The 24,958-nt window shown below is 68.8% G+C and carries 24 protein-coding genes; 13 read left to right on the top strand and 11 right to left on the bottom strand.

The window, feature by feature from the left end; translation table 11 throughout:
* Positions 1-14: 14 nt before the first annotated feature.
* Both J7495_RS17220 and J7495_RS17215 read right to left on the bottom strand, forming a co-directional pair.
* Positions 15-716: a sterol desaturase family protein gene (locus J7495_RS17220; RefSeq protein ID WP_294058065.1), complete on the bottom strand. Its 702-nt coding sequence runs from the start codon at positions 714-716 to the stop codon at positions 15-17.
* A gap of 185 nt (positions 717-901) precedes the next feature.
* Complete coding sequence (locus J7495_RS17215; RefSeq protein WP_294058064.1) at positions 902-1,960, bottom strand: helix-turn-helix domain-containing protein; 1,059 nt, start codon at positions 1,958-1,960, stop codon at positions 902-904.
* A 61-nt stretch (positions 1,961-2,021) separates the two neighbouring features.
* On the opposite strand from J7495_RS17215, the gene J7495_RS17210 reads away from it, so the two are divergent.
* The 9 genes from J7495_RS17210 to J7495_RS17170 all read left to right on the top strand — a co-directional run bounded on the left by J7495_RS17210 (position 2,022) and on the right by J7495_RS17170 (position 10,296).
* Positions 2,022-2,966, top strand: coding sequence for a polysaccharide deacetylase family protein (locus J7495_RS17210; RefSeq protein ID WP_294058063.1), 945 nt, complete (start codon positions 2,022-2,024; stop codon positions 2,964-2,966).
* Positions 2,967-3,039: 73 nt separating this feature from the next.
* A complete protein-coding gene (locus J7495_RS17205; protein ID WP_294058062.1) occupies positions 3,040-4,185 on the top strand; it encodes an acyl-CoA dehydrogenase family protein in 1,146 nt (381 codons plus the stop codon).
* Positions 4,182-5,216 carry an enoyl-CoA hydratase/isomerase family protein gene (locus tag J7495_RS17200; RefSeq protein WP_294058061.1) on the top strand — a complete coding sequence of 345 codons (1,035 nt, stop codon included), beginning with the start codon at positions 4,182-4,184 and terminating at the stop codon, positions 5,214-5,216. The genes J7495_RS17205 and J7495_RS17200 overlap by 4 nt, the downstream gene beginning before the upstream one ends.
* Before the next feature lie 103 nt (positions 5,217-5,319).
* Complete coding sequence (locus J7495_RS17195) at positions 5,320-6,093, top strand: enoyl-CoA hydratase (RefSeq protein WP_294058060.1); 774 nt, start codon at positions 5,320-5,322, stop codon at positions 6,091-6,093.
* Positions 6,094-6,121: 28 nt separating this feature from the next.
* Positions 6,122-6,997 (top strand): 3-hydroxyisobutyrate dehydrogenase, encoded by an 876-nt coding sequence (mmsB, locus tag J7495_RS17190; protein WP_294058059.1) that lies wholly within the window; start codon positions 6,122-6,124, stop codon positions 6,995-6,997.
* A 182-nt stretch (positions 6,998-7,179) separates the two neighbouring features.
* Entirely contained in the window at positions 7,180-8,109 is a 930-nt protein-coding gene (locus J7495_RS17185) for a right-handed parallel beta-helix repeat-containing protein (protein ID WP_294058058.1), read from the top strand.
* A gap of 437 nt (positions 8,110-8,546) precedes the next feature.
* Positions 8,547-9,344: an arginyltransferase gene (locus tag J7495_RS17180; RefSeq protein ID WP_294058057.1), complete on the top strand. Its 798-nt coding sequence runs from the start codon at positions 8,547-8,549 to the stop codon at positions 9,342-9,344.
* A gap of 37 nt (positions 9,345-9,381) precedes the next feature.
* Positions 9,382-10,020: a glutathione S-transferase family protein gene (locus J7495_RS17175; protein ID WP_294058056.1), complete on the top strand. Its 639-nt coding sequence runs from the start codon at positions 9,382-9,384 to the stop codon at positions 10,018-10,020.
* Positions 10,021-10,173: 153 nt separating this feature from the next.
* A complete protein-coding gene (locus J7495_RS17170; protein ID WP_294058055.1) occupies positions 10,174-10,296 on the top strand; it encodes a hypothetical protein in 123 nt (40 codons plus the stop codon).
* 344 nt (positions 10,297-10,640) lie between these two features.
* Here J7495_RS17170 and J7495_RS17165 read toward each other — a convergent pair whose 3' ends face one another.
* The 5 genes from J7495_RS17165 to J7495_RS17145 all read right to left on the bottom strand — a co-directional run bounded on the left by J7495_RS17165 (position 10,641) and on the right by J7495_RS17145 (position 16,431).
* Positions 10,641-11,060 carry a DUF1801 domain-containing protein gene (locus tag J7495_RS17165; RefSeq protein WP_294058054.1) on the bottom strand — a complete coding sequence of 140 codons (420 nt, stop codon included), beginning with the start codon at positions 11,058-11,060 and terminating at the stop codon, positions 10,641-10,643.
* Positions 11,057-11,857 (bottom strand): transglutaminase family protein, encoded by an 801-nt coding sequence (locus J7495_RS17160; protein WP_294058052.1) that lies wholly within the window; start codon positions 11,855-11,857, stop codon positions 11,057-11,059. Before J7495_RS17160 ends, J7495_RS17165 begins: the two co-directional genes overlap by 4 nt.
* Positions 11,858-11,876: 19 nt before the next feature.
* On the bottom strand, positions 11,877-12,812 hold the full coding sequence (locus J7495_RS17155) for an alpha-E domain-containing protein (RefSeq protein WP_294058116.1): 936 nt from the start codon (positions 12,810-12,812) through the stop codon (positions 11,877-11,879).
* Positions 12,813-12,822: 10 nt separating this feature from the next.
* Positions 12,823-14,298: a circularly permuted type 2 ATP-grasp protein gene (locus J7495_RS17150; RefSeq protein ID WP_294058050.1), complete on the bottom strand. Its 1,476-nt coding sequence runs from the start codon at positions 14,296-14,298 to the stop codon at positions 12,823-12,825.
* Between the two features lie 78 nt (positions 14,299-14,376).
* Entirely contained in the window at positions 14,377-16,431 is a 2,055-nt protein-coding gene (locus J7495_RS17145) for a thioredoxin family protein (RefSeq protein WP_294058048.1), read from the bottom strand.
* 72 nt (positions 16,432-16,503) lie between these two features.
* On the opposite strand from J7495_RS17145, the gene J7495_RS17140 reads away from it, so the two are divergent.
* Entirely contained in the window at positions 16,504-18,177 is a 1,674-nt protein-coding gene (locus J7495_RS17140) for an alkaline phosphatase family protein (RefSeq protein ID WP_294058047.1), read from the top strand.
* Between the two features lie 218 nt (positions 18,178-18,395).
* On the opposite strand, the gene J7495_RS17135 is transcribed toward J7495_RS17140, so the two are convergent.
* Complete coding sequence (locus J7495_RS17135) at positions 18,396-19,640, bottom strand: threonine ammonia-lyase (RefSeq protein WP_294058046.1); 1,245 nt, start codon at positions 19,638-19,640, stop codon at positions 18,396-18,398.
* A gap of 109 nt (positions 19,641-19,749) precedes the next feature.
* Here J7495_RS17135 and J7495_RS17130 point away from each other — a divergent pair, with 109 nt between their 5' ends.
* Entirely contained in the window at positions 19,750-21,408 is a 1,659-nt protein-coding gene (locus J7495_RS17130) for an amidohydrolase family protein (protein WP_294058045.1), read from the top strand.
* A gap of 9 nt (positions 21,409-21,417) precedes the next feature.
* Here the strand turns inward: J7495_RS17130 and J7495_RS17125 are convergent, their stop codons facing one another.
* From J7495_RS17125 to J7495_RS17115, 3 genes are all read right to left on the bottom strand, one after another.
* A complete protein-coding gene (locus tag J7495_RS17125; protein ID WP_294058044.1) occupies positions 21,418-21,735 on the bottom strand; it encodes a hypothetical protein in 318 nt (105 codons plus the stop codon).
* 108 nt (positions 21,736-21,843) lie between these two features.
* Positions 21,844-22,350 (bottom strand): hypothetical protein, encoded by a 507-nt coding sequence (locus tag J7495_RS17120; RefSeq protein WP_294058043.1) that lies wholly within the window; start codon positions 22,348-22,350, stop codon positions 21,844-21,846.
* 200 nt (positions 22,351-22,550) lie between these two features.
* The gene (locus J7495_RS17115; RefSeq protein WP_294058042.1) at positions 22,551-23,366 is read right to left on the bottom strand and encodes a helix-turn-helix transcriptional regulator; all 816 of its coding nucleotides are present in this window, start codon (positions 23,364-23,366) and stop codon (positions 22,551-22,553) included.
* 132 nt (positions 23,367-23,498) lie between these two features.
* On the opposite strand from J7495_RS17115, the gene J7495_RS17110 reads away from it, so the two are divergent.
* Together J7495_RS17110 and J7495_RS17105 are read left to right on the top strand one after the other, a co-directional pair.
* Positions 23,499-24,206 (top strand): class I SAM-dependent methyltransferase, encoded by a 708-nt coding sequence (locus tag J7495_RS17110; protein WP_294058041.1) that lies wholly within the window; start codon positions 23,499-23,501, stop codon positions 24,204-24,206.
* Positions 24,203-24,919, top strand: coding sequence for a siderophore-interacting protein (locus J7495_RS17105; protein WP_294058039.1), 717 nt, complete (start codon positions 24,203-24,205; stop codon positions 24,917-24,919). Before J7495_RS17110 ends, J7495_RS17105 begins: the two co-directional genes overlap by 4 nt.
* Positions 24,920-24,958 lie beyond the last annotated feature (39 nt).

The following is a 24,958-nucleotide window of genomic DNA, read 5'->3' as shown; positions in this document are numbered from 1 at the left end:
CCTGGAGACGCGGTTCAGGCGATCGCGTCCTTCCGCCGCCCGAACCAGGGCTGCGCCGCGGTCTCGAACGCGTCGTGGTAGAGCGGGTGCTCGGTGCCCATCCACCGGTCCCACCAGGTGAAGTAGAGCCCGAAATTATAGCGACCCTGGCTGTGGTGCAGGTCGTGGTGCGTCGTGGTGGTCAGCCACCCCGTCCAGCGCGAGCGGGTGAAGCCCGGCCAGGCGAGCTCGTGGCCCATGTGCCCGAGCACATTGCGGCTGATCTGGTGGAGCACGAAGGCGATCACCACCACCGCGTGCATCGGCACGAAGAGCAGGAAGATCGGCATGAACATCGCTTCGAACCCGCCTTCCAGCGGCGCGAAGCTGTAGGCGGCCCAGGGGGTGGGGGTGCGCGACTTGTGGTGCTCGAGATGCGCGATCCGGAACATCGCCCGGGCATGCAGCCCCCGGTGCATCCAGTAGAAATAGGCGTCGTGCGCGAGGACGATCGCAGCGAACTCGAGCAGCCCCAGCCACCAGGCGGGCAGCGCGTCGCTCACATGGAAGATCCCCGCCCGCGCGCCGGCGAAGATCCCGATGCCGTTCACCGCGAAGATCCCCACCGTCACCAGCGAATTGCCGAACTCGCGGCGCTTCTGCTCCCATTCCGGGGTGCGGCTCTGGATGCGCCGCGGCCGCGTCCAGCGCGCGGCGATCCACAGCAGCAGCGTCACCGCGCCGGCTGCGACGAGATAAGCGCGTCAGCTCCAGTCCAAAGACATGCGCGCCATGTTCGGCGAAGCGCATCAGCCAGTCGGGCATCGGTCGGCTCCTTGTGCGAAGTGTCCCGAAATGCCTGCCCGAACCCTGCCGGTGCGTCGCTGCGATGCCGGAAAATCAGCGCCGATTTCGAAATCGATCAGGGATTTCCAGCGCCGACGATCATCGCCTTGCGATAGTCGGTGGGCGTCTGCCCGGTCGCGTCGCGGAAGGCGCGGTTGAACGGCGCAAGGCTGCCATAGCCCAGGTCCATCGCCATGGTGAGCACGGGCAAATTGACCTTCGCCGGATCGGCCAGCCACGCCCGCGCCTCGGTGATGCGATGCTCGTTCAGGAAGGTCGAGAAGTTGCGATAGCCCAGCCGCTGGTTGATCAGTGCGCGCAGCCGATGCTCGGGCACGCCCAGCCGCTCGGCGAGCCCGCCGATGCTCAGGCCGGGCTCGCGGTACACGCCCTCCGCCATCGCTGTGTCGAGCTTCTGCCTGAGCACATGCTCGGCGGGCGACAGCGCCGGCGCCGGCTCGGGCGCCGCGGGGGCGCTGGTGTCGAACAGCAGCTCGGCATTGGCGGTGAGCAGCACGCCCCCCAGCACCATCACCGTCACGAAGGTCGTCCCCGATTGCAGCACGCCCAGCCAGTCGGCGCCGTGCCCGAAGCCATAGACCGTCTCGGCCAGGATCACGCCGATCGTCTGCACGCTCACCACGATCACGAAGCCGATCCGGAAGGCGCGCCGCCGCTCGATCAGGTCGTCGCCGCGCTCGCTCCAGGCGATGCGGATCGCGTGGAGCGCGAGCAGCAGCGAGAGCGTGTGCATCGCGATGTCGCCCGCCCAAGGCCATTGGTGCGTCACGTACCGAGCACGCATCATGTCGAGCCAGCTCAGCGCCAGGATCACCCCCGACGCGATCGCGATTCGCCGGTCGACCGGCCGTTCGAGCAGCCGGTGCGCGAACAGCCAGAGGAACAGCGGCGCCGACATCGAGAAGAACTGCACCGGCGGCCAGATCGGCAGGAACCAGCCGCGCACCGCGGACGAGGCGAGTGCGAGATAGCAGGTCACCGACACGAACAGCAGCACGGTCACCGCGCGCAGCTCCCGCGGCGCCGGGCTGCGCGCGACGAGCAGCCCGATCAGCATCAGCTGTCCCGCCGCGAACAGGCGGAAGCAGGTGTCGAGGATCAGCAGCACGTCCATCGCGCGCGCGTTATGGCGCCCGGCCGGGCGAGCGTCTATCGCCTCGCGGGGAGGACATCGAATGGCCTGGTTTCGCTGGATCGCCGTGATCGCGCTGCTCTTCACGAGCCTAGCGCCTGCCCAGGCGCAGAAGCGAATCGCGCTGAGCTTCGACGATGTGCCTCGCGGCCACGGGCCCTTCCTCACCCCCGACCAACGCACCGAAGCGCTGATCGCCGCGCTCAAGCGGGCGCGCGTGAAGCAGGCGGCGTTCTTCGTGAACCCCGGCCGGCTCGCCAATCCCGACGGCGCGAGCGGTGAGGCGCGGATCGCCGCCTATGTCCGCGCGGGGCACGTCATCGCCAACCACAGCTTCAGCCACAAGAGCCTCACCGACCTCACCGCCGAGGCCTATCTCGCCGACATCGACAGCGCGGAGGACTGGCTCAGGGGCCGGCCCGGCCGTCGCCCCTGGTTCCGCTATCCCTTCCTCAACGAGGGCCGCGCCGACAAGGCCAAGCGCGACGCCGTCCGCGCCGGGCTCGACGCGCGCGGGCTTCGGAACGGCCATGTCACTGCCGACGGCTACGACTGGTACCTCGAAGGCCTGACGATCGAAGCGATCCGCGCCGGACGGCCGGTCGATCTCGCGGCGCTGAGGATGCTCTACATCGAGACGATGGTCGGCGCCGCGGATTTCTTCGACGGCCTCGCGGTCAAGGCCACCGGCCGCTCGCCGGTGCACATGCTGCTGCTCCACGAGACCGACCTCGCCGCGCTGTTCGTCGAGGACCTCGTCGCGGCCTTGCGCGCCGATGGCTGGGCGATCGCGACCGCCGACCAGGCCTATGCCGATCCGATCGGCCGCGAGCGCCCCGACGTGCCCTCGGCGCAGGGCACGCTGACCGAGCTCGTCGCCTGGGAGCGCGGCCTGCCGCGCCCGCGCTGGTACGAGCGCAACGACGAGACGGTGCTCAAGGCGTTGTTCGACGCGCGCGTGCTTCGTCCGACCCCCGCTGCCCATTGACTTGGTGCGCAATTTTATTGCTCTAGCCGCAAGCCCCGACTCCATGGGGCGTGCGGCGGAGAGGCCGAGGAAGATGACCCAGCAGTTCGACCTGACCGACGACCAGCTCGCGATCCAGGACATGGCGCGCAAGTTCACCGCCGACGCGATCACGCCGTTCGCGGCGGAGTGGGACGAGAAGCACCTCTTCCCCAAGGAGACGATCCGGTCCGCCGCGGAGCTGGGCTTCGCGGCGATCTATGTCTCGGAGGAGAGCGGCGGGATCGGGCTCGGCCGGCTCGAGGCGGCGCTGATCATGGAAGCGATGGCCTATGGCTGCCCCGCGACCAGCGCCTTCATCTCGATCCACAACATGGCTGCCTGGATGATCGACCGCTTCGGATCGCAGCCGGTGAAGGACAAGTTCCTGCCCCGCCTCGTCACGATGGAAGCGATGGCGAGCTATTGCCTCACCGAGCCGGGCTCGGGCTCGGACGCCGCCGCGCTCAAGACCAGCGCGGTGCTGGACGGCGACCATTATGTCGTCAACGGCTCCAAGCAGTTCATCTCGGGCGCGGGCGAGAATGAAGTGTACGTCACCATGGTCCGCACCGGCGCCGAGGGCCCCAAGGGCATCTCGTGCCTGGTGATCGAGAAGGACATGCCCGGCGTCGGCTTCGGCGCGAACGAGCGCAAGCTCGGCTGGCATGCCCAGCCCACGCGCCAGGTGACGTTCGACAACGTCCGCGTGCCGGTCGAGAACCGCGTCGGCGGCGAAGGCGAGGGCTTCCGCTTCGCGATGATGGGGCTGGACGGCGGCCGGCTGAACATCGGCGCCTGCTCGCTCGGCGGGGCCCAGCGCTGCCTCGACGAAGCGATCGCCTATACCAGGGACCGCAAGCAGTTCGGCCAGGCGATCGCCGACTTCCAGAACACCCAGTTCACGCTCGCCGACATGGCGACCGAACTCGAAGCCGCCCGCGCGCTCCTCTACCTCGCTGCCGCCAAGGTGACCGCGGGCGCGCCCGACAAGACGCGCTTCGCCGCGATGGCCAAGCGCTTCGCGACCGACACCGGCAGCAGCGTGGTCGACCGCGCGCTCCAGCTCCACGGCGGCTATGGCTATCTGATGGACTATCCGATCGAGCGTTTCTGGCGCGACCTCCGCGTCCATTCGATCCTCGAAGGCACAAACCAGGTGATGCGGATGATCGTCGGCCGCGAGCTCACGCGCCAATGAGTGACGTCCTTACTTTCGTCGAGGGCCGCGTCGGCCGTATCCGGCTCAACCGGCCCAGGGCGCTGCACGCGCTCAACACCGGCATGTGCGCGGCGATGCTCGAGGCGCTGGTCGGCTGGGAAGCCGATCCGACGGTCGAGGCGGTGCTGATCGACCATGCGGAGGGGCGCGGTTTCTGTGCGGGGGGCGACATCCGGATGATCGCCGAGAGCGGTGCGGGCGACGGCGCGTCGGCGGCCGACTTCTTCCGCACCGAATATCGGCTGAACCACAAGCTGTTCACTTATCCCAAGCCAATCGCGGCCTTCATGGACGGCATCACCATGGGTGGCGGCGTCGGCATCTCGCAGCCGGCGCGCTACCGAATCGCCACCGAGAACACGCGCTTCGCCATGCCCGAGACCGGGATCGGCCTGTTCCCCGACGTCGGCGGCGGCTGGTATCTCTCGCGGCTGCCCGGCCGGATGGGCGAGTATCTCGCGCTCACCGGCGCGCGGCTCGACGGCGCCGAATGCCTCGCGCTCGGCCTCGCCACCCATTCCCTCCCCGCCGCCGCGCTCGACGAGGCGAAGGCGCGCATCGTCGCCGATCCCGGCGCGATCGACGCGATCCTCGAAAGCCTCGCCGAAAGCCCCGCCGCGGCGATCGCGCACCAGGCCGAGATCGACCGCTTCTTCGCCGGCGACACCGTCGAGGCGATCTTCGCCGCGCTCGAAGCCGATTCCGGCGACTGGGCCGCGCAGGCGCTCGCGACGCTGCGCACCAAATCGCCCCAGGCATGCAAGGTCTCGCTCCGCATCGTCCGCGAGGGCCGCACCGCCCGGAGCTTCGCCGAGGAGATGACCCGCGAGTTCGCCGTCGCCACCCATGTCGTTCTCCGCCCCGACATCGTCGAGGGCGTGCGCGCGGTGATCGTCGACAAGGACAATGCGCCGAAATGGAATCCGGCTACGCTCGACGGCGTGACCGATGCGCTGATCGATGCGATCTTCGCGCCCTTGCCCGTGGAGAAAGCTTGGACGCCCGCTTGAAATTCAACCGTCATCCCGGCGAAAGCCGGGACCCAGGGTCACAAGCGACGTCGCCTCGAACCCTGGGTCCCGGCTTTCGCCGGGATGACGTAAAGGAATGGACATGACCTACGAAACCATCCTCGTCGAGCAGCGCGGCGCCGTTACGCTCGTCACGCTCAATCGCCCCCAGGCGCTCAACGCGCTCAACTCGAAGATCCTCGCCGAGCTGCTCGACGCGATGAAGGCGTTCGACGCCGACGCCGCGCAGGGCTGCGCGGTCATCACCGGCAGCGAAAAGGCGTTCGCGGCGGGCGCCGACATCAAGGAGATGCAGGCGCAGGGCTTCGCCGACATGTACGGCCACGACTTCTTCGCCGGCTGGGACGCCTTCACCCGCACGCGCAAGCCGATCATCGCCGCGGTCTCGGGCTATGCGCTGGGCGGCGGTTGCGAGCTCGCGATGATGTGCGACTTCATCCTCGCCTCGGAGACCGCCAGGTTCGGCCAGCCCGAGATCAAGCTCGCGGTCTCGCCCGGCATGGGCGGGTCGCAGCGGCTCGCGCGCGCGGTCGGCAAGGCCAAGGCGATGGAGATGTGCCTGACCGGCCGGATGATGGACGCCGCCGAGGCCGAGCGTTCGGGCCTCGTCAGCCGCATCCTGCCGGCGGCCGAGCTGGTCGACGAAGCGGTGAAGACCGCCGAGCTGATCGCGTCGATGGCGCCGCTCGCGATTCTGGCCAACAAGGAGATGGTCAACGCTGCCTATGAGACGAGCCTTGCGCAGGGCGTCCAGTTCGAGCGCCGGCTGTTCCACGCGCTGTTCGGCACTGCCGACCAGTCCGAAGGGATGGCCGCCTTCGTCGAGAAGCGACCGGGGCAGTGGACGGGGAAGTAATCCCGGTGGGATCTGGAGAGGAACGACAGTGGCACGCGTAGCATTCATCGGCCTGGGCAACATGGGCGGCGGCATGGCCGCGAACCTCGCGAAGGCGGGGCACGACGTCCGCGCCTATGACCTCGTTCCCGAAGCCTTGCAGAAGGCCGAAGCGGCCGGCTGCCTCGCCGCGCCGAGCGCGGGCGAAGCGGTGAAGGGCGCCGAGGCGGTCGTGACGATGCTTCCCGCCGGCCGTCACGTCGAGACCGTCTACGCCGACCAGCTCTTCCCCAACGCCGATCCCGGCACGGTGCTGATCGATTGTTCGACGATCGACGTCGCCACTGCCCGCCGCGTCGCCGAGGCCGCGCAGGCGAAGGGGCTGCTCGCGGTGGACGCGCCCGTCTCGGGCGGGATCGCCGCGGCCAACGCGGGGTCGCTCACCTTCATGGTCGGCGGCACAGATCAGGCGTTCGACCTCGCCGAGCCCTATCTCGCCGCGATGGGCAAGGCCGTGATCCACGCCGGCGCGAGCGGCGCGGGGCAGGCGGCGAAGATCTGCAACAACATGCTGCTCGGCGCCGAGATGATCGCGACCTGCGAGGCCTTCGCGCTCGCCGAGAAGCTCGGGCTCGACCTGCAGAAATTCTACGACATCGCCTCGGTGAGCTCGGGCCAGAGCTGGTCGATGACGAGCTATTGCCCGGTGCCGGGCGTCGGCCCCGAGACGCCGGCCGACCGCGATTACCAGGGCGGTTTCGCGGCCGGGCTGATGCTCAAGGACCTGCGCCTCGCGATGGAAGCGGCAGCGAGCGTCCATGCCGACACCCCGATGGGCAAGCGCGCCGCGCAGCTCTACGAAGCCTTTGTCGAGGCAGGCAATGCCGCGACCGACTTCTCGGGGATCATCCGCACGCTGAAATAGCCTGCGCCGTTTTACTCAGTCATCGTCATCCGGGCGAAAGCCGGGATCCCGGGCAGCGAGCCGTGTCGCCTGTGGCTCTGGATCCCGGCTTTCGCCGGGATGACGGTTTGTCGGGCGGGAGCGGGGGGTTAACTTCGAATTCGCCTTCCGCGGCTAAGCGCGTGGTGAGAGGTTCCCCACCGATGCGCCGCGCCCTTCTTCTCGCCCTGGCCCTTGCCGCCCCCGCGTCGGCGCAGCGGGCGGCCGCGCCCTTCAGTGTCGCCGAGACGGGCCGCGGCTATGGCTCGCTCCAGGATGCCGTGCAGGCGATCGGCGGCGGGCGCGGCACGATCCTGATCGCGCCGGGCACGTATCGCGAATGCGCGGTCCAGACCGACGGCATGGTCACCTACAAGGCCGTTCAGCCCGGCACGGCGGTGTTTGAGCGCGAGACCTGCGAGGACAAGGCTGCGCTCGTCCTGCGCGGCCGCGCCTCGATCGTCGACGGGCTCGTCTTCCGCGGCTATTCGGTGAACGATGGCAACGGCGCGGGCATCCGCATCGAGACGGGCGACCTCAGCGTCGCCAACGCGATGTTCCTCGACAGCCAGCAGGGCATCCTCGGTGGCAATCCCTCGGCGCAGCGCATCACCATCGACCATTCGACCTTCGCGGGGCTCGGCCAGTGCGACGAATCGGTGAACTGCAGCCATGCGGTCTATCTGATCAACCGCGGCCAGGTGACGATCACCCGCTCGCGCTTCGAGCGCGGCACCGGCGGCCATTACGTCAAGCTGCGCGTGCCGAGCTTCACCATCACCGGCAACAGCTTCGACGACAGCGCCGGGCGCGGCACCAACTATATGATCGACTTGTCCGAGGGCGGCACCGGGACGATCGCGGGCAATGTCTTCGTCCAGGGTGCGCACAAGGAGAATGCGTCGACCTTGATCGCAGTGGCGCCCGAGGCGCGGACCTATCCGTCGAACGGCCTCGCGATCGAGTACAACACCGCGACGCTGGCCCCCGGCGCGCCGCAGGGCCCGGCGTTCGTGACCGACTTCAGCCATGCCGCGCTCAGGCTGGGCGCGAACCAGCTGGGGCCGGGCATCCAGCCGTTGGTGCAGCGGTAGCCGCGCTTTGGACCGTCATCCCGGCGAAAGCCGGCACCCAGGGCCGCGAGCGACGTCTTTAACCCTGGGTCCCGGCTTTCGCCGGGATGACGGCCGGGGTTCCCAAATGACACGCCCTTGTTTCAGCATGACGGTTCGAAGTGTGGCGGGCGACCTGCTCAATCCTCCCTGAGCGTCGCGACTCGCGCTTCCGGCGAAACGAATCCCCACTGCGGCGAACCGAGTCGTCGCGGGATTCACACGGGCCGCCTCCGTAGATATACTTGGGTCACCAAGCCGGATCCGTGCTTTGCCGCGGCTCGTTTTCGCTTCGAAACATCCTTCCCGAGCCGTTAACTCTCTTTCATGGTAAAGCGGCTTTTCATCGTCTTTTTCCCGCTTCATAGTCTCGTCCACGGACCCGTTGCGTCGGGGCCGAGAGCAAGGGGCTGAAGGCGGTGACTGCACTTTCCCGTTTCCCGCGGTTCTTCGTGACGAGTCCCAGCCCGTGTCCCTATCTGCCGGGCCGGCAGGAGCGGAAGATCTTCACCGAACTCTCCGGCGCGCATGCTTCCGAGCTCAACGACGCGCTGGGCCGTATCGGCTTCCGCCGCAGCCAGTCGGTCGCGTACCGGCCGAGCTGCGCGGGGTGCAACGCCTGCGTCTCGGTCCGCGTCGTCTCGGGCCAGTTCAAGCCCAACGCCAGCCAGCGCAAGCTAATCCGCCGCCATTCGGACCTCGAAGTCACCGCGAGCAAGCCCTGGGCGACCGAGGAGCAATATGAGCTGCTCCACCGCTATCTCGCGGCGCGCCATCCGGGCGGCGGCATGGCGGCGATGGACGAGGGCGACTATGCCGACATGGTCGAGCAGAGCCCGGTCACCTCGTTCGTGATCGAATATCGCGAGCCTTCGCCGGCGCCGGGTGAGCGCGGCCGGCTGGTGGGCGCGTGCATCACCGACCAGCAGGCCGACGGCCTGTCGATGATCTACAGCTTCTTCCTCGCCGACGACGAGAACCGCCCGGGCCTGGGCAACTACATCATCATGGACCATATCCTGCGCGCGCGGAACGCGGGCCTGCCCTATGTCTACCTCGGCTATTGGGTGAAGGGTTCGGACCGGATGGCGTACAAGACGCGCTATCGCCCGATCGAAGTGCTCGGTCCCAACGGCTGGGCGGTCTACGAGGACGACGAGACCGCGCCCGAGGCCCCCGCGGCGCCGCTGCCGGTGAACCTCAACGTCTTCGCCTGAGTTGTCCGGTGCGGGCCCCGACTGACGGAGACTGCAAATGGGCGAGCTGATCCTGACCACCTATGACTGGGTGCCCGAGCTGCCGCGCGGCTTCGTGCGCGACCTGCGGGTGCGCTGGGCGCTGGAGGAAGCGGGGCTGCCCTATCGGGTGGAGAGCACGCCGTTCAAGGACCGCGGACCCGAGCATTTCGCGCACCAGCCCTTCGGCCAGGTGCCGTGGCTCACCGACGGCGACCTCTCGATCTTCGAGAGCGGCGCGATCCTGCTCCACCTCGGCGAGCTGAGCGGGACGCTGCTGCCCAGCGAAGCGAAGGCGCGGAACGAAGCGATCGAATGGCTGTTCGCCGCGCTCAATTCGATCGAGATGGCGAGCCAGCCCTGGGCGCTGCTCAACTTCTGGGGCGACGCCCACGACAGCGTGGCGTGGCAGCGCTTCGACGGCTGGGTGAAGCTGCGGCTCGGGCAGATGGAGACGATCCTCGCCGACCGCGACTGGCTGGTCGGCGACTTCTCCGTGGCGGACATCCTGGTGGCCGACGTGCTGCGGCTGGTCGACCGGTTCGACGGGCTGGCGGACTATCCGGTGAGCAAGGCCTATGTCGCGCGCGCGACGGCCAGGCCGGCGTTCGTGAAGGCGCATGCCGACCAGATGGCGCATTTCGCCGCGGCGGATTGAGGGGCGGATGGCCGAGATCAAGGTCGACCTCTCCTCCGCGTGGCAATCACGAGACGGGGTCGCGCCGTGGATCGAGGTCGACGGCGAGCGCAGGCAAGTGCACATCGACCGATCGGCGCTGGCGCAGCCCGATCCCATGGGCGCGAGGAGGCGTTGGACGACATCGCGCTCTTCCGGCTTCGCGCGGCGGCGATCGAGCGCCGGATCCCCCACGAAGCCGAACATGGCTGGAGCGGGCCGCTGGACTTCATGATCCGCGGACCGCTGCCGGACTGAGCGAAGGCGGCGTGCAGAATCGCTTGGCTGCTTGAAGGGGTGGGCCGGCCATCACTTCCACGCCTGGAGCGGATGGTGGTCAAATAGGCTCGTCATGCTGAACTTGGGCGTGTCATCAATTACGCTCTTTGGAGAGATCGCGAAGAGGGGATTCTGCTCTCCTCCATCGTCATCCCGGCGAAAGCCGGGATGACGGCTGAAGAAGGCCGAAGCCCATTCGGCAATTGATGACATGCCCTGGTTTCAGCATCCAGCCTTCCTCTTGGCGAGATAGCAGCTCGTGGAGGATTGGACCCTGAAACAAGTTCAGGGTGACAGCTTGTTCGTCCTGCTCGAAATCTGCTCTAGACTTCGAACCCGTACCGGATCATTTCTTCGAGGACGCGAATATCGACGTCCCCAAGCGTTTTGAACTTGACGCAATATCCGGTGACGCTGGCCTTCCCGAGTCGATCCGCATAGGTCCGCGACAAATATTTCCGGTCCTCGATGCCCATGACGTACACCGATATGCCCGTGGTGTTCGCGCTAAGGCCGATCCGGTAGAAGTCCCTGGTCTTGCCGTTGGCATAGTGGATCGTCCGCGTGCCGTAGCCGATATTGGGGTTCGAGACGATCTTGCCCGTCTCGTCCCGGCCGTCGAGGAACCACAGGCTGGCGCCCGGCGCGATGGCGAGCACGCGGCGGTGCAGATCGCGCAATTCGTCGCGCTTGGGCTCGGGCTGGGCGGCGATATAGGCCTCGATCTCGGCCTCGACGCTCATTCCTCGCGGCCCAGATCATCGACGTGGAGGTCGACGTCGAGCTGTTCGTCGCCGTGGCCGAGCCGCCAGCCGGCGATCGCCGCGGCACCCGCCGAGTCCAGCCCCACCGCGACGCGGACGTAGCGCTCGTCGGGGGACAGGCCCGCCGAGGGGTCGAAGCCCACCCAGCCGAGCCCGTCCACCCAGGCCTCGGCCCAGCCGTGCGGGGCGCAGGGGCTGCCGCTGTCGGCGCGATAGCCGCTGACGTAGCGCGCGGGCACGCCCAGGCTCCGCGCACCGGCGATGAAGACCTGGGTGATCTCGCGCGACGTGATCGCCTTGCGACGGAACGCCTGGGCGGCCGAGACGCCGCGGTCGGGCTTGTCGGGAACCTGGGGAAAGCGCTCGAACAGCGCGGCGTTGAGCCGGTGGAGGCGGTCGAGCGGGTCCCCCCCAAACCCCGCGGCAAAGTCGGCGAGCTCGGTGCTGGGCTTGGTGCGCGGCGTGGCGCGGCAATAGAAGAGCGGCGGCAACGGCTCGTCGGCGCCGCGGATCACCCCGCTTGCTTCTAGCGTGAGCACCTCGCCCGAGACGCTGACTTCGATCTCCTCGATCGGCCCCTCGGCGTAGAGCATGGTGACGGCGTTGCCGTAACCGTCGACCGCATCGCGCAGCCGCGCGTCGCATTCGACGCTGATCATCCAGCTCACGACGGTCTGGTCGATCGTGTCCGAGGGCGTGAGGCGCAGCATCTGGACGATGCGCGACTGCGGCTCGGTGAAGCGGTATTGCGACTTGTGCTCCACCGCGATCCGCATCCCCCGTCCCCTTCCTCCTTCAGATGAACCGGAACTGGCGCGCGACGGCGCCGTCGAGCTCGGCATTCTCGCTGACGAACGCCTCGAGATATTCGTGCAGTCCGGCGACGATCACGTCGTGGGTGCGCACGCGCTGCATCCGCGCCATCCGTGCGCGCGCCATCCGGTCGGCCTCGCCCTGGAGCCCGGTGCGCTTGCCGAGCGCGCTGAGCAGGCTCATCGTCTCCTCGATGCAGGCGGCAAGGCTGCGCGGCAGCTCGAAGCGGCTGATCAGCAGGTCGATGACGTTCGCGGGCGTGAGCCCCTCGCTGTAGAGCCAGCGATAGGCAGTCACCGCGGAGACGGTCTGGAGGATCGTCGTCCATTGATCGCGGTCGACCACGCCGCCCACCGGCTCGCCCTCGGGAAGCAGCAAATGATATTTCACGTCGAGCAGCCGCGCGGTGTTGTCGGCGCGCTCGATCGCGGCGCCGAGCTGGATGAGCAAGGTCGCTTCGTTGCGCATCATCCGGTGGATCGCGCCTTCGAAGCCGCGCGTTTCGCCCTTGACCTGCTCGAGCAGGTTGAGCGTGGCGTTGGAGCCGCCAGTCGAGGCGCGGTTGTGGAACATCAGCCAAGCGCGGTTGATCGCGGTCCAGGCCTCGCGGGTGAGCGCGGTCCGGACGGCCCGGGCGTTGTTGCGCGCCATATCGAGGCAGCGGACGATCGAGCCGGGATGGCTCGAATCGATCGTGAGGAAGCGCGCGACATGCGCCTGGTCGACGGGCTTTTCGGTGAGCGCGAAGGCCTCGTCGGTATAGCTGACCGCGAGCGCGCTGGCCCAGGCCGCTTCGCCTGCGGGCCGCGCGGAGAGCGCATCAAGGCGGATAGTGGCCTCGACGAGGCGGGCGATGAAGTCGGCGCGCTCGAGGTAGCGGCCGAGCCAGTAGAGCGCCGCGGCGGTGCGCGAGAGCATCAGCATGCGCTCATACCCCCTGCCCCTGGCTCTGCGATTGGCCCTGCGAAGCGCAGCCGCTTTCGCCGAGCAGCACGAAGCTGTCCTTCGTCCCGCCGCCCTGGCTCGAGTTCACCACCAGCGAGCCTTCGCGTAGCGCGACGCGGGTGAGCCCGCCGGGGACGACGCGGACGCCATCGCTGCCGGTGAGCACGAAGGGGCGGAAGTCGACATGCCGCGGGGCGAGGCCCTTCTCGGTCACCGTCGGGACGGTCGAGAGCGCGAGCGTCGGCTGGGCGATGTAGCGGTGCGGCTCGGCGATGAGCGCGGCGCGGAACTCCTCGATCTGCTTCTTCGAGGCGGTCGGGCCGACGAGCATGCCGTAGCCGCCCGAACCGTCGACCAGCTTGACCACCAATTCGCCCAGATGGTCGAGCGTGTATTTGAGCGCTTCCGGTTCGCGGCAGCGGTACGTCTCGACGTTGGGCAGCTTCGCCTCGCTGCCCGAATAGAAGCGGACGATCTCGGGCATGTAGCTGTAGATCGCCTTGTCGTCGGCGATGCCGTTGCCCGGCGCGTTGATCAGCGCGACATTGCCCGCGCGATAGGCAGCGATCAGCCCCGGCACGCCGAGCAGCGAATCGGGGCGGAAGGCGAGCGGATCGAGATAGTCGTCGTCGATCCTGCGATAGATGACGTCGACCTTCACCCGGCCCTGGATCGTCTGCATCCAGACGACGTCGTCGTCGACCACCAGGTCCGCCGATTCGACCAGCTCGACGCCCATCGAATCGGCGAGGAAGCTGTGCTCGTAATAGGCCGAGTTGAAATGGCCGGGGGTGAGCACGACGCACACCGGATTGGCGTTCCGCCCGGGCGCGACCGACTGCATCGTCTGGAGCAGCTTGTCCGGATAGGAATCCACCGGCGCGATGCGGAAGTCGCGGAACAGCTCGGGGCAGAGGCGCATCATCGCCTCGCGATTCTCGAGCATGTAGGACACGCCCGAGGGCGTGCGCGCATTGTCCTCGAGAACGTGGAATTCGTCGGGTCCGGTGCGGACGAGGTCGATCCCGCAGATGTGCGCCCACACGCCGTGCGGCGGGCGGATGCCGGCGACCTCGGGGCGGAACTGCTCGTTCATCAGCACGAGCTCTGGCGGGATCACGCCCTCGGCGAGGATGCGGCGATCGCCGTAGATGTCCTCGAGGAAGGCGTTGATCGCCTCGACGCGCTGGATGAGCCCCTGCGAGAGCCGCTCCCATTCGTCCGCCAGGAAGACGCGCGGCACGATGTCGAAGGGGATGATCCGCTCGGCCGCCTCGCTGTCGCCATAGACGGCGAAGGTGATGCCGAGCTGGCGGAAGGTGGCCTCGGCGGATTGCTGGCGGCGCTCGAGCTCCTCGGACGGCGTGTCGGCGATCCAGCGGGCGAGCGCAGCGAATTCGGGACGCGGCGCCTCAGGCCCGCCATGCCCCCAGATCTCGTCGAACGCCCCTTTCGCCATCAGCTCCCCAAGCCACGGAAGTGCCTATGGGTTCCATGCTGCAACGCTTTGTTGCGATGCACAAGGGGGCGCAGCGCGTCAGCCGCCTTTCGCCAGGGTCTGCAGCATATCCTGCGTGAGGAGCTGCGGCAGGACCTGCGGCCCTGCCTCGCCCGGCTTATACCAGAGGTAGAGCGGCACACCCGCGCGATTGTGCGCCTGGATGAAGCGGCCGAGCGCGGGATCCCCGTTGGTCCAGTCGCCGACGAGCACCGCGACCTTGCCTTCGGCCAGCGCCTTGCGGACCGCGTCGGTCTCGATCACCGCTTTCTCGTTGACCTTGCAGGTGAGGCACCAGTCGGCAGTGAAATAGGCGAAGACCGGGCGGCGCTGCTGGACGAGCTCGGCGAGGCGCGCCTCGGTGAAGGGCTCGGCACCGGGGAGACCCTGCGCCGCCTGCGCGGTGGCAGTCGCGGGCATGGTGCGGACGAGGAAGGCGCCGGCGAGCGCGACGAGCAGCAGCGGCAAGGCGGGCAGCCAGGCGTAGCCGCGGCCCTTGCGCTGGCGGCGGCCGACCCACCAGAGCGCGAAGCCGGCGACCAGCGCGGCAGCCAGGCCGATCGTCATCCCGTCGACGCCGGCCTGCTTGCCGAGCACCCAGGCAAGCGCGAGCGCGGTCAGGAACATCGGGATCGAGAGGATGTGGCGCATCGTCTCCATCCAGGCGCCGGGCCTGGGCAGGCGGCGGCGCAGCGCGGGCACGAATCCGATCAGCAGGAAGGGCAGCGCGATGCCGAGCCCCAGCCCCGCGAACACCGCGAGCGCGGCCGCGGCGGGCAGCACCAACGCCGCGCCGAGCGCCGCGCCCATGAACGGGCCGGTGCACGGCGTCGCGATGAAGGCGGCGAGCGCACCGGTCATGAAGGCGCCGCCGGTGCCTTGCGCGGCCATGCGGTTGACGAGGCCGGGCGCGGTCATCTCGAACAGCCCGGCGAGGTTGAGCGCGATCGCGCTGACGAGGAGCAGCAGCACCACGATCACGCGCGGGTCCTGGAGCTGGAACGCCCAGCCGACCGTCGCCCCCGCCGCGCGCAGCGCGAGCAGCGTGCCGCCGAGCGCGACGCAGACGAGGATCACCCCCGCGGCATAGGCGATCGCTTCGGCGCGCGGCTTGCCTTCCCCATGGTTGGCCTTGGCGAGGCTGAGCGCCTTCAGGCTCAGGATCGGGAAGACGCACGGCATGATGTTGAGGATCAGCCCGCCGAGCACTGCGCCGGCGAAGGCAACGAGCGCGGTCCACCAGGTCGCCGAGGACGGCGCAGGCATCGCCGATGCGGGCGCGACGGTGCCGGGCGCGGCCTGGACGAAGAAGCCGGTGGTGCCGGTGGCGAGCACGCCGTCGAGCATGGGCTTGGTGCCGCGTGCCTTGGTCTCGATCACCAGCCGGTCGCCGTCGCGCGCGACCTTCTGCGGGGCGGCATAGTCGATCACCCCGTCGGTCGCGGGGAAGAAATAGACGTCCCTGGCGCCGGCGCCGGCGGGGAAGGGAATGGCGATACGCACCAGGTTGTTCGCGATCTGGAAGCTCGCCTTGGCGCCGAGCGGGCGCGGCAGCGCGGCGCGCCACTGGTCGAACCGGGCGCGGCGATCGGCGGCGATCGCGCCGTCGCCGACGGTCAGGTCGATCGCGAGGTCGGCCTTCTCGGGCACGCAGACGGTGGCGCTGCATACGAGATAGTCGAGCAGGACCCTGACCGGGAGCTTCGTGCCCGGCCTGGCGTCGGCCGGGATCTTGAGCTGCGTCAGCAGCGCGAAGGGGTGCTCGTAGACGTAGTTCATCAGCCCGGCGATCAGCAGCCGGCCGGGCACGGGATAGTCGAGCGGGCCGGCGCTCACGCCCGCCGGGAGCGTCCACTTCGCTTCGGTGGGGATGCCGGCGTCGCCGGTGTTGAGCCAATAGGCGTGCCAGCCCGAATCGGGCACCGAGGCGAAGGCGAGCGTTACGTCACTCCCCGGCGCGGGCGTGTCCGTCTCGGCGACCAGCGTGATCTTGACGTGCGGCCCCTCGCCCGGCGCCTGCGCGGCCGCGGGCATCGCCCGGAGCGCCGCCAGCGCGAGCAGCATCGTCATCAACCAGAAACGCATCGATCGCATTGAGCTGTCCTTGCCGCGCCCCCGCTGCTTCGACCATAGCAGCGCGGCGCATCATTTGAAGCCGAGGTGGCCATGAGATTCGGACGTTCGCTCGCAGCAGCCCTTTCGCTCCTCGCGGCCGCGCCGCTCGCCGCGCAGGATGCGGGCCCGACTGCCGCCACCGCGCCTGCGCCAGCGGCCGCGCCCCAGCTGATCGTGGTGATCTCGGTCGATCAGTTCTCGGCCGACCTCTTCGCCGAATATCGCGCCCAGTTCCGCTACGGCCTCGCGCGGCTGATGACCGGCGCGGTCTTTCCCTCGGGCTATCAGAGCCATGCCGCGACCGAGACCTGCCCCGGCCATTCGACCATCCTCACCGGCGACCATCCCGCGCGCACCGGCATCGCCGCGAACGACTGGATCGATTTCGGTGTGGCGCGCGGCAAGGACGGCGACCACAGTGTCTATTGCGCCGAGGACGAGACGCTGCCGGGCACCGATGCGTACAATTACCAGCCCTCCGACAAGCATCTGAAGGTGCCGACGCTCGGCGAGTGGATGAAGCTCGCCAATCCCGCGAGCCGCGTCGTCTCGGTCGCGGGCAAGGACCGCGCGGCGATCATGATGGGCGGGCACCGGATCGACGAGCTCTGGTTCTGGTTCGACAAGAACCAGGCGTTCATTTCCTATCCCGGCCGCGCGATGCCGGCGGCGGTCAAGCGCGCCAACGACGCGGTGAACGACGAGCGCGCCAGGGGGCATGAGGCGCTCGACCTGCCCGACTTTTGCAAGCCCCGCGCGCGGGGCATCCAGGTGGGCAGGCGCGTCGTCGGCGATGGGCGGCTCGCGATGGATGCCGATCCCGAACACAAGGCCATGGGCAAGTGGAAGGCTTCGCCATACTTCGACGCGGCGATCGCGGGGCTCGCGGGCGACCTGGCGGTCGACCTCAAGCTCGGCCAGGGCGCGGCGCCCGACCTGCTGATCGTCGGCGCCTCGGCGACCGACTATGTCGGCCATACGCTCGGCACCGAGGGCAGCGAGATGTGCCTCCAGCTGCTCGGGCTCGACCGGACGCTGGGCAAGCTGTTCGACCGGCTCGACGCGACCGGGGTCGACTATGCGGTGGTGCTGACCGCCGACCATGGCGGCCACGACATCCCCGAGCGCAACGACGAACATGCCGCGCCGATGGCGGCGCGCGTCGCGCCCGAGCTGACGGCAGGGATGGTGGGCAAGGCGATCGGCGCCAAGCTCAGGATCAAGGGCCCGGTGCTCTATGGCGGCGCGGCGGGCGACGTCTACATCGACGCGGCGATCAAGGGGAAGCAGCGCGCGGCGGTGCTCGCCGAGGCGCTGAAACTCTATCGCGCCAACCCGCAGGTGGCGGGCGCGTTCAGCGGCGCGCAGATCGCCGCGACCGTGCCGGCGACGACACCGCCCGAGACCTGGACGCTGCTCGAGCGCGCCCGCGCCTCCTATGTGCCGGGGCGCTCGGGCGACCTGATCGTGGCGCTGAAGCCGCGCGTGACGCCGATCGCGGTCCCCGCAGGGACGATCGCGACGCACGGCAGCTTCTGGGACTATGACCGCCGCGTGCCGATGCTGTTCTGGCGCAAGGGCATGACCGGGTTCGAGCAGCCGCTGTCGGTCGAGACGGTGGACATCGCGCCGACGCTGGCGGCGCTGCTGGGGATCGCCGTGCCGGTGCAGGTCGACGGGCGGTGCCTGGATCTCGATGCGGGGCCGGGGGATAGCTGCAGATAACGTCCAGGACCTTTCAACCGTCATCCCGGCGAAAGCCGGGATGACGTCTGAGGGGGAGGCCGTTCAACAAGCGATGGCACGCCCCTGTTTCAGCATCCGACCCTCCTCTTGGCGACATCGCCCGCAGAGGGTCGGGCCCTGAAACCAGTTCGGCGTGACGGGGGTGGAATCGGGAAAGCGGGTTGCGCTTCCAGCCTCCGTCCGTTCGCCGCCGGAATTCAGGCCAGCTCGACCTGGCTCACTTCATATTGCGCCCGCCGCAGCGCCGTGATCAGCCGGTCGAGGTGGTTGCGGTCGCGCGTCTCGCATTCGATGTCGGTGATCAGGCCCTTCGCCGGCAGCGTGGTGAACACGCGCTGGTGGTAGACCTCGATGATGTTCACGCCCTGCTCGTGGAAGATCCGCGCGACGTTGAACAAGGCGCCCGGCCGGTCCTGCAGCCGCAGCCGGAGGCGGGCCAGCCGCCCCGATCGCGCGAGGTCGCGCAGCAGCACGTTCGCCAGCAGCCGCGTGTCGATGTTGCCGCCGCACAGCACCGTCCCCACGGTCTTGCCGCGGAATCGCTCGGGCTCGGAGAGCATCGCCGCCAGTCCCGCCGCGCCCGCGCCCTCGACCACGGTCTTCTCGATCTGGAGCAGCAGGCTCACCGCTTCCTCCAGCCGCCGCTCGCCGACCAGCACGATGTCGTCGACCAGCGCCTCGACGAAGCGCGAGGTGAGCTCTCCAGGCTCCTTCACCGCAATGCCCTCGGCCAGCGTGTCGCCGCCGCAGGGCATCTCGGTATGGTGGATGCGGTTGTACATCGAGGGGTAGAGCTCGGCCTCGACCCCGATCACTTCGATCGGCCGGTCCTGCGCCTTGGCGACCGTCGCCATGCCCGAGATCAGCCCGCCGCCGCCGATCGGCACCACCAGCGTGTCGATCGCCGGCACGTCTTCGAGCAGCTCGAGCGCGACCGTGCCTTGCCCCGCGATGATTCGCGCATCGTCGAACGGATGGACGAAGGTGAAGCCCTTCTCCGCTTCGAGCGCGCGGGCGTGCGCATTGGCGGCGTCATAGGTCTCGCCTTCCAGGATCACGTCGGCGCCGTGGCCCTCGGTCTGGGTGACCTTCACCGTCGGCGTGTTCTTCGGCATCACGATCGTCACCGGCACGCCCAGCCGGCTGCCGTGATAGGCGAGGCCCTGGGCATGGTTGCCGGCCGAGGCCGCGATCACGCCCTTGGCGCGCGCCGCCTCGTCGAGCTGGAGCAGCGTGTTGAGCGCGCCGCGCTCCTTGTAGGCCGCGGTGAACTGCAGGTTCTCGAACTTGATGTAGATCGTCGCCCCGGTGAGGTCCGACAGCGTCTTGCTGTGCAGCGTCGGCGTGCGGACGATGGCGTCGCCGATCCGCATGCGCGCGGCGCGCACGTCGTCGATGGTGACCGGGAGCGGATTGGATGCGGAAGCGGGTCGAGTGGCCATGGCGCCCGGCCCTAGACCATCTGGCGCGGCGGGGGAACAGGCCCTATGCGATCGGTGTTTGGGTCGGCACGGCGCACGCAGCGGACGGGCCCGCAAGGAGAATGCGCCAGTGAAGCCTTGGAAGTTCGTCGCCGCGCTGCTCGCGCTGCTGGTCGCGGCGCCCGCTGCCTTCGCCGATGGCCTGATCGACAACGTCAACGGCATCACGCTCGACGACAAGGGCCAGGTGCTGCGCTTCAACGGCATCCTGTTCAACCGCGACGGCTATGTCACCGCGCTGCTCTTCCCGCGCCAGAAGCGCCCCAAGGCCAAGACGCTCGAATGGACGATCGACGGCGGCGGCAAGACGCTGATCCCCGGCATGATCGACGCGCACGGCCATGTCATGGACCTGGGCTTCCAGAAGCTCCGCCTCGACCTCTCGGACACCAGGTCGCTCGAAGAGGCGCTGGCGAAGATCAAGGCCTATGCCGACGCCAACCCGACCAAGTGGATCACCGGCTTCGGCTGGAACCAGGAACGCTGGAAGCTCGGCCGCTATCCGACCGCTGCCGAGCTCGACCAGGCGGTCGCCGATCGCCCGGTGTGGCTCGAGCGCGTCGACGGCCATGCCGGCTGGGCGAACGGCCGCGCGATCAAGCTCGCCGGGGTGACCGCCGACAGCAAGGATCCTGCCGGCGGCCGGATCGAGCGCGGCGAAGGCGGCGCGCCCGCGGGCGTGTTCGTCGACGGCGCGATGGCGCTCGTCGCCAAGGCGGTGCCCGATCCCACCCCGCGCGAGCGCAACGCCGCCTTCCTCGCCGCGCAGGAGACGCTCGAGAAGCTCGGCATCACCGCGACCTCGGACATGGGCACCAGCGGCACCGACTGGCTCGTCTATCGCCGCATGGGCGACCTGGGGCTGCTCAAGATCCGGATCATGAGCTACGCGCTGGGCGTCGACACGGCGCTGGCGGTGGGCGGACAGGGGCCGACGCCCTGGCTCTACGCCGATCGGCTGCGGATGGGCGGGATCAAGCTGTTCGCCGACGGCGCGCTCGGCTCGCGCGGCGCCTGGCTCAAGGCCGATTACGCCGATGCGCCGGGCCAGCGCGGGCTGCCGCGCCTCGCCGACGACCAGCTGCTCAACCTGATGACGCGCGGCGCGATGGACAATTTCCAGATCGCCGTCCACGCGATCGGCGATCGCGCCAACCAGCAGGTGCTCGACGCGATCGAGATCCTCTCGGACACCTACAAGGGCGACCGGCGCTGGCGGATCGAGCATGCCCAGATCGTCGACCCGGCCGACCTGCCGCGCTTCGGCAAGTTCGGCACCATCGCCTCGATGCAGCCCGTCCACCAGACGTCGGACCGGCTGATGGCCGAGGCGCGGCTGGGCCCGGACCGGCTGAAGGGCGCCTATGCCTGGGCGACGATGCTCAAGAACGGCGCGGGGCTGGCGTTCGGCTCGGACTATCCGGTCGAGAGCCCCGATCCCTTCGCCGGCTGGGCCGCCGCGGTGACTCGCCAGGGCCCCGACGGCGAGCCGGCGGGCGGCTGGCGCCCCGAGGAGCGCGTGACGCGCGAACAGGCCTGGGCGGGCTTCACCACCGGCGCGGCGTACGCGGGCTTCGCCGAGACCAAGTTCGGCCGCCTCGCCCCGGGCCTGCGCGCCGATTTCATCCTCGTCGACCGCGACCCGCTGTTCGCCACGCCCGAGGAGCTGCGCAAGACGCAGGTCCTCGAGACGTGGATCGGCGGCGAGCGGGTGTGGCAGCGGAAATAGGCTGGACCCTTAGACCGCCACCAGCTCGGCGACCACCTTGTCGAGCGCTTCGGACATGGTGCCGGTCTCCGCCTCGCCCGCGAGGCCCGACTGCAGCGAGGCCATGTCGCCGTCCATCGCCGTGGCGAGGTTCTCGCCGATCGGCGCGACATAGACGGTCGTATTCTCGAAGACCATCCGCGTGCTCGTCTGCAGCAGTTCCTCGACCTTGGGGCCGTTGTCGAACATGTCGGAGATGTCTTCCCAGTCATGGGTCGCCGTCATCGCATCGGAGCGGTCCTTGAAATATTGCAGCACCGTGTTGTTCTGCATGGCGTTGACGAACATGCGGGTTTGAGCGGCGTCTCCCAGGGGTATGGAGGTTCCCCCGGAAGCGATGCGGAATGCGTCAGGCCCATCGGGCACGATGGCAAAGATGCCTGCCATGTCGACCTCCTATGCCCCGGTGCCGCTGTTCGCGATGTTGACCAGTAGGGCCAGGCTGGAATGCTGGCTGTCCGGCGCGACCGAGATGTTCAGCCCGTCGGCGGCGGGCCAGCTATAGGGCTGGCTGGGATCGTCGTTCGGCTGGGTCCAGTCGGGCTCGGTGCCCGCCGGCGCGGTGTCGGTCATCACGAACCAATAGGGGCGCGTGCCGATGTCGAGGACCTGTTCGGGCACGTGGATCTTCACGCCGAAGCGATAGCCCGAGGCTTCGTCGCGCCACACGCAGAAGATGTCGAAGGCGGATTTCGCAATGTCCTCGAGGCTGAACAGCGCCAGCGAGGTGCCGCTCACCGCCATGGTCTCGGCGTCGCTCGACGGCATCTGCGGCGCGGGGGACTGCGAGAAGGCAAGGGTGAGCGCGTCGAGCTGGGCCGCGGCGCCGCCGAGGACCGCGTCGTAGATCGTGTTGGCTGTTGCGAGTCCGAAATTGTCGCGCTTGAACGCATGCGTAGACATGTTGCTGAATTCAGCACTGGCAAGTCCAGTCATGATCAAACTCCGATGAAATTGAGATGTCGCCTTAAATCATTGGAGGCATGACTCTGATCCGTCGAGATCTATCTATCGAATCCGATCCGGATCGTTGAGTATCATCTGAATATCGATCAAAATTCGGGTGTATTCATTGGAACTGTCGCGTAACTTTCTGTCGATTGTTAACCCCGTCCCGAATGCCGCTCGGCCATGTAGCGCCCCGGCGAGGTCCCCAGCGCCTTGCGGAACATCGTCACGAAGCTGGGCACGCTCTCATAGCCCAGGTCCCCCGCGACCTGCTGGATCGAGGCGCCGCCGGCGAGCCACTTCACCGCGAGCATCACCCCCAACTGCTGGCGCCAGCGGCCGAAGCTCATCCCCGTCTCGCGTGCGATCAGCCGCGCCAGCGTCCGCTCGCTCATCCCCGCGACCTTCGCCCAGCCGTCGAGCGTGCCGCGCTCGGCCGGCGCCGCCATCATCCGGTCGACGATCCGCCGCAGCCGCGCGTCCACCGGCATCGGCAGGTGCAGGTCCTCGACCTCGGCGCATGCCAGCTCGTCGAGCAGCACCGCCACCAGCCGCTGGTTCGCGCCGCTCTCCTCGTAGAACAGCGGCAGCCGCGCCGCGCGGATCAGCAGCTCGCGCAGCAGCGGCGTCACCGAGACCGCGCAGCAGGCCACCGGCAGCGCCGCGCCGACCTCGGGTTCGACGAAGGCGTTATAGCCTTCGAGCGCGCCGGCCGCCTTGATCGCGTGGAGCGCGCCGCCCGGGATCCAGATCGCGCTGCGCGGCGGCACCATCCACAGCCCGCCCTCGACCTCGCAGCTGAGCGCGCCCTGCTGCACCAGCAGCAGCTGGCCCTTGCGATGGCGGTGCGCGTCGAGCTCGAGCTGCCCGACGTCGGTCATCGCCGCGCCGAACGCCACGACCGGGCGCGGCACGTCGTCGGGCTCGACCCAGTCCTCCGATTCGTCGGGATGGCCGGTGAGGATGGGCATGCGGGGCGGCGGCTTTCGATTGTCCGATTTGAATAATAGTCTGGCATCTATTCGGAATGACGCCAAGCCTGGCGTCCGGCATCTCTTGTGCACGGGTCGAACGAGGCCGCAGCTTCGATTGGAGGCGAACCAGTGAACACATTGACCAGCGGGCGCGTGGCCCGGCTCCTCGAGCGGCTCCACGCGGAGGGCGAGGCGGCGGATCGCGAGCTTCACGCCCAGATGATGGCGGCGATCGAAGCCTCGGGGCAGGACCTCGAACGCGCGGTGGCCGGCTTCATCGCCGAGGAGCGCGCCGATTACCGCGCCACCTATCGCGGCCATGCCGGGCATTTCCTCGCGGTGTCGCCGGCGTACGGCCGCTTCCTCTACGCGATGGCGCGCGCCTGCCGGGCGAGCCGGATCGTCGAGTTCGGCACGTCGATGGGCGTCTCGACGATCTATCTCGCCGCGGCGCTGCGCGACAATTGGGGCATTGGGGGCGGCGGCAGGCTGATCGGCTCCGAGCTCGAACCCGCCAAGGCCGCGCGCGCCCGTGCGCACCTCGAAGCGGCGGGGCTCGCCGACCTCGTCGAGATCCGCGAAGGCGACGCGCTCGAGACGCTCCGCGACGTCGGCGGCGAAGTCGACCTGCTGCTCGTCGACGGCGCTTTCTCGCTCTACCTGCCCGTGCTCAGGCTGGTCGAGCCGCAGCTGCGCCCCGGCGCGATCGTCCTTGGTGAGAATGCCTTCGAGCGCGCCTATCTCGACCATGTCCGCGATCCGGCCAATGGGTACGTCTCGCAGTCGCTGCCGATCGACGAGGGCCGCGGCAATGAATTCGCCGTGAGAGTGGCATGACCGCGATGACCGATACGCCCGCGAAGGCGTCCGGCCGGCTGAGCCAGGCGCTGATCCGCTTGCTGATGAAGCGCGCCACCGTCACGGCGAGCGAAGCGCTGTCCGATCGCTTCCGGCTGATCACGCTCGAGGGCCCGGCGCTCGAAGGCGTCGGCTGGGTGCCGGGGCAGAAGGTCCAGGTCGCGATGGGTTCTGCCTTCGTCGCGCGGACCTACACGCCGATCGAGTGGGACGCCGCGACCGGCCGCACCTGCCTGCTCGGCTATGCGCATGGCGAGGGGCCGGGCAGCGCCTGGGTGCTGGCCGCCAGGCCGGGGGACCAATGCGACCTGTTCGGCCCGCGCGGCTCGCTCGACCCGCGCAGCCTGGCCGGTCCGCTCGCGCTGTTCGGCGACGAGACGTCGATCGGGCTGGCCTATGCCCTGGCCTGCCCGGCGTATCTCGAAGTCAACGACGCGACGGAAAGCAGCCGGGTCGCCGCCAAGCTGGCCCTCGCCCCGCCGACGCTGTTCGAGCGGTGCGCGGACGATTCGCACCTGGCCGAACTGGAAGCCACGCTCCCCGCGCTCGCCGCCGCGGGCGCGAGCTTCGTCCTCACCGGCAAGGCCGGCACGATCCAGCGCCTCCGCCAGGCCCTGAAGCGCCACGCGGTTCCGGGATCGCGCATCCTCGCCAAGGCCTATTGGGCACCGGGCAAGACCGGGTTGGATTGACGATCCGCAATGTCATCCCGGCGAAAGCTGGGACCCAGG

The sequence above is a fragment of the Sphingomonas sp. genome, from assembly GCF_017745215.1.
Classification (GTDB): Bacteria; Pseudomonadota; Alphaproteobacteria; order Sphingomonadales; family Sphingomonadaceae; genus Sphingomonas.
Note: the sequence above shows the minus strand (reverse complement) of the source record. Positions and strands in the feature narration are given on the sequence as shown.

What these genes read in the sequence shown, in the direction of transcription:
- J7495_RS17215 (WP_294058064.1), bottom strand. Translation starts at nt 1,960, where the DNA reads ATGGACGTGCTGCTGATCCTCGACACCTGCTTCCGCCTGTTCGCGGCG.
- J7495_RS17210 (WP_294058063.1), top strand. Translation starts at nt 2,022, where the DNA reads ATGGCCTGGTTTCGCTGGATCGCCGTGATCGCGCTGCTCTTCACGAGC.
- J7495_RS17205 (WP_294058062.1), top strand. Translation starts at nt 3,040, where the DNA reads ATGACCCAGCAGTTCGACCTGACCGACGACCAGCTCGCGATCCAGGAC.
- J7495_RS17200 (WP_294058061.1), top strand. Translation starts at nt 4,182, where the DNA reads ATGAGTGACGTCCTTACTTTCGTCGAGGGCCGCGTCGGCCGTATCCGG.
- J7495_RS17195 (WP_294058060.1), top strand. Translation starts at nt 5,320, where the DNA reads ATGACCTACGAAACCATCCTCGTCGAGCAGCGCGGCGCCGTTACGCTC.
- J7495_RS17185 (WP_294058058.1), top strand. Translation starts at nt 7,180, where the DNA reads ATGCGCCGCGCCCTTCTTCTCGCCCTGGCCCTTGCCGCCCCCGCGTCG.
- J7495_RS17175 (WP_294058056.1), top strand. Translation starts at nt 9,382, where the DNA reads ATGGGCGAGCTGATCCTGACCACCTATGACTGGGTGCCCGAGCTGCCG.
- J7495_RS17165 (WP_294058054.1), bottom strand. Translation starts at nt 11,060, where the DNA reads ATGAGCGTCGAGGCCGAGATCGAGGCCTATATCGCCGCCCAGCCCGAG.
- J7495_RS17160 (WP_294058052.1), bottom strand. Translation starts at nt 11,857, where the DNA reads ATGCGGATCGCGGTGGAGCACAAGTCGCAATACCGCTTCACCGAGCCG.
- J7495_RS17155 (WP_294058116.1), bottom strand. Translation starts at nt 12,812, where the DNA reads ATGCTCTCGCGCACCGCCGCGGCGCTCTACTGGCTCGGCCGCTACCTC.
- J7495_RS17150 (WP_294058050.1), bottom strand. Translation starts at nt 14,298, where the DNA reads ATGGCGAAAGGGGCGTTCGACGAGATCTGGGGGCATGGCGGGCCTGAG.
- J7495_RS17145 (WP_294058048.1), bottom strand. Translation starts at nt 16,431, where the DNA reads ATGCGATCGATGCGTTTCTGGTTGATGACGATGCTGCTCGCGCTGGCG.
- J7495_RS17140 (WP_294058047.1), top strand. Translation starts at nt 16,504, where the DNA reads ATGAGATTCGGACGTTCGCTCGCAGCAGCCCTTTCGCTCCTCGCGGCC.
- J7495_RS17135 (WP_294058046.1), bottom strand. Translation starts at nt 19,640, where the DNA reads ATGGCCACTCGACCCGCTTCCGCATCCAATCCGCTCCCGGTCACCATC.
- J7495_RS17125 (WP_294058044.1), bottom strand. Translation starts at nt 21,735, where the DNA reads ATGTTCGTCAACGCCATGCAGAACAACACGGTGCTGCAATATTTCAAG.
- J7495_RS17120 (WP_294058043.1), bottom strand. Translation starts at nt 22,350, where the DNA reads ATGTCTACGCATGCGTTCAAGCGCGACAATTTCGGACTCGCAACAGCC.
- J7495_RS17115 (WP_294058042.1), bottom strand. Translation starts at nt 23,366, where the DNA reads ATGCCCATCCTCACCGGCCATCCCGACGAATCGGAGGACTGGGTCGAG.
- J7495_RS17105 (WP_294058039.1), top strand. Translation starts at nt 24,203, where the DNA reads ATGACCGCGATGACCGATACGCCCGCGAAGGCGTCCGGCCGGCTGAGC.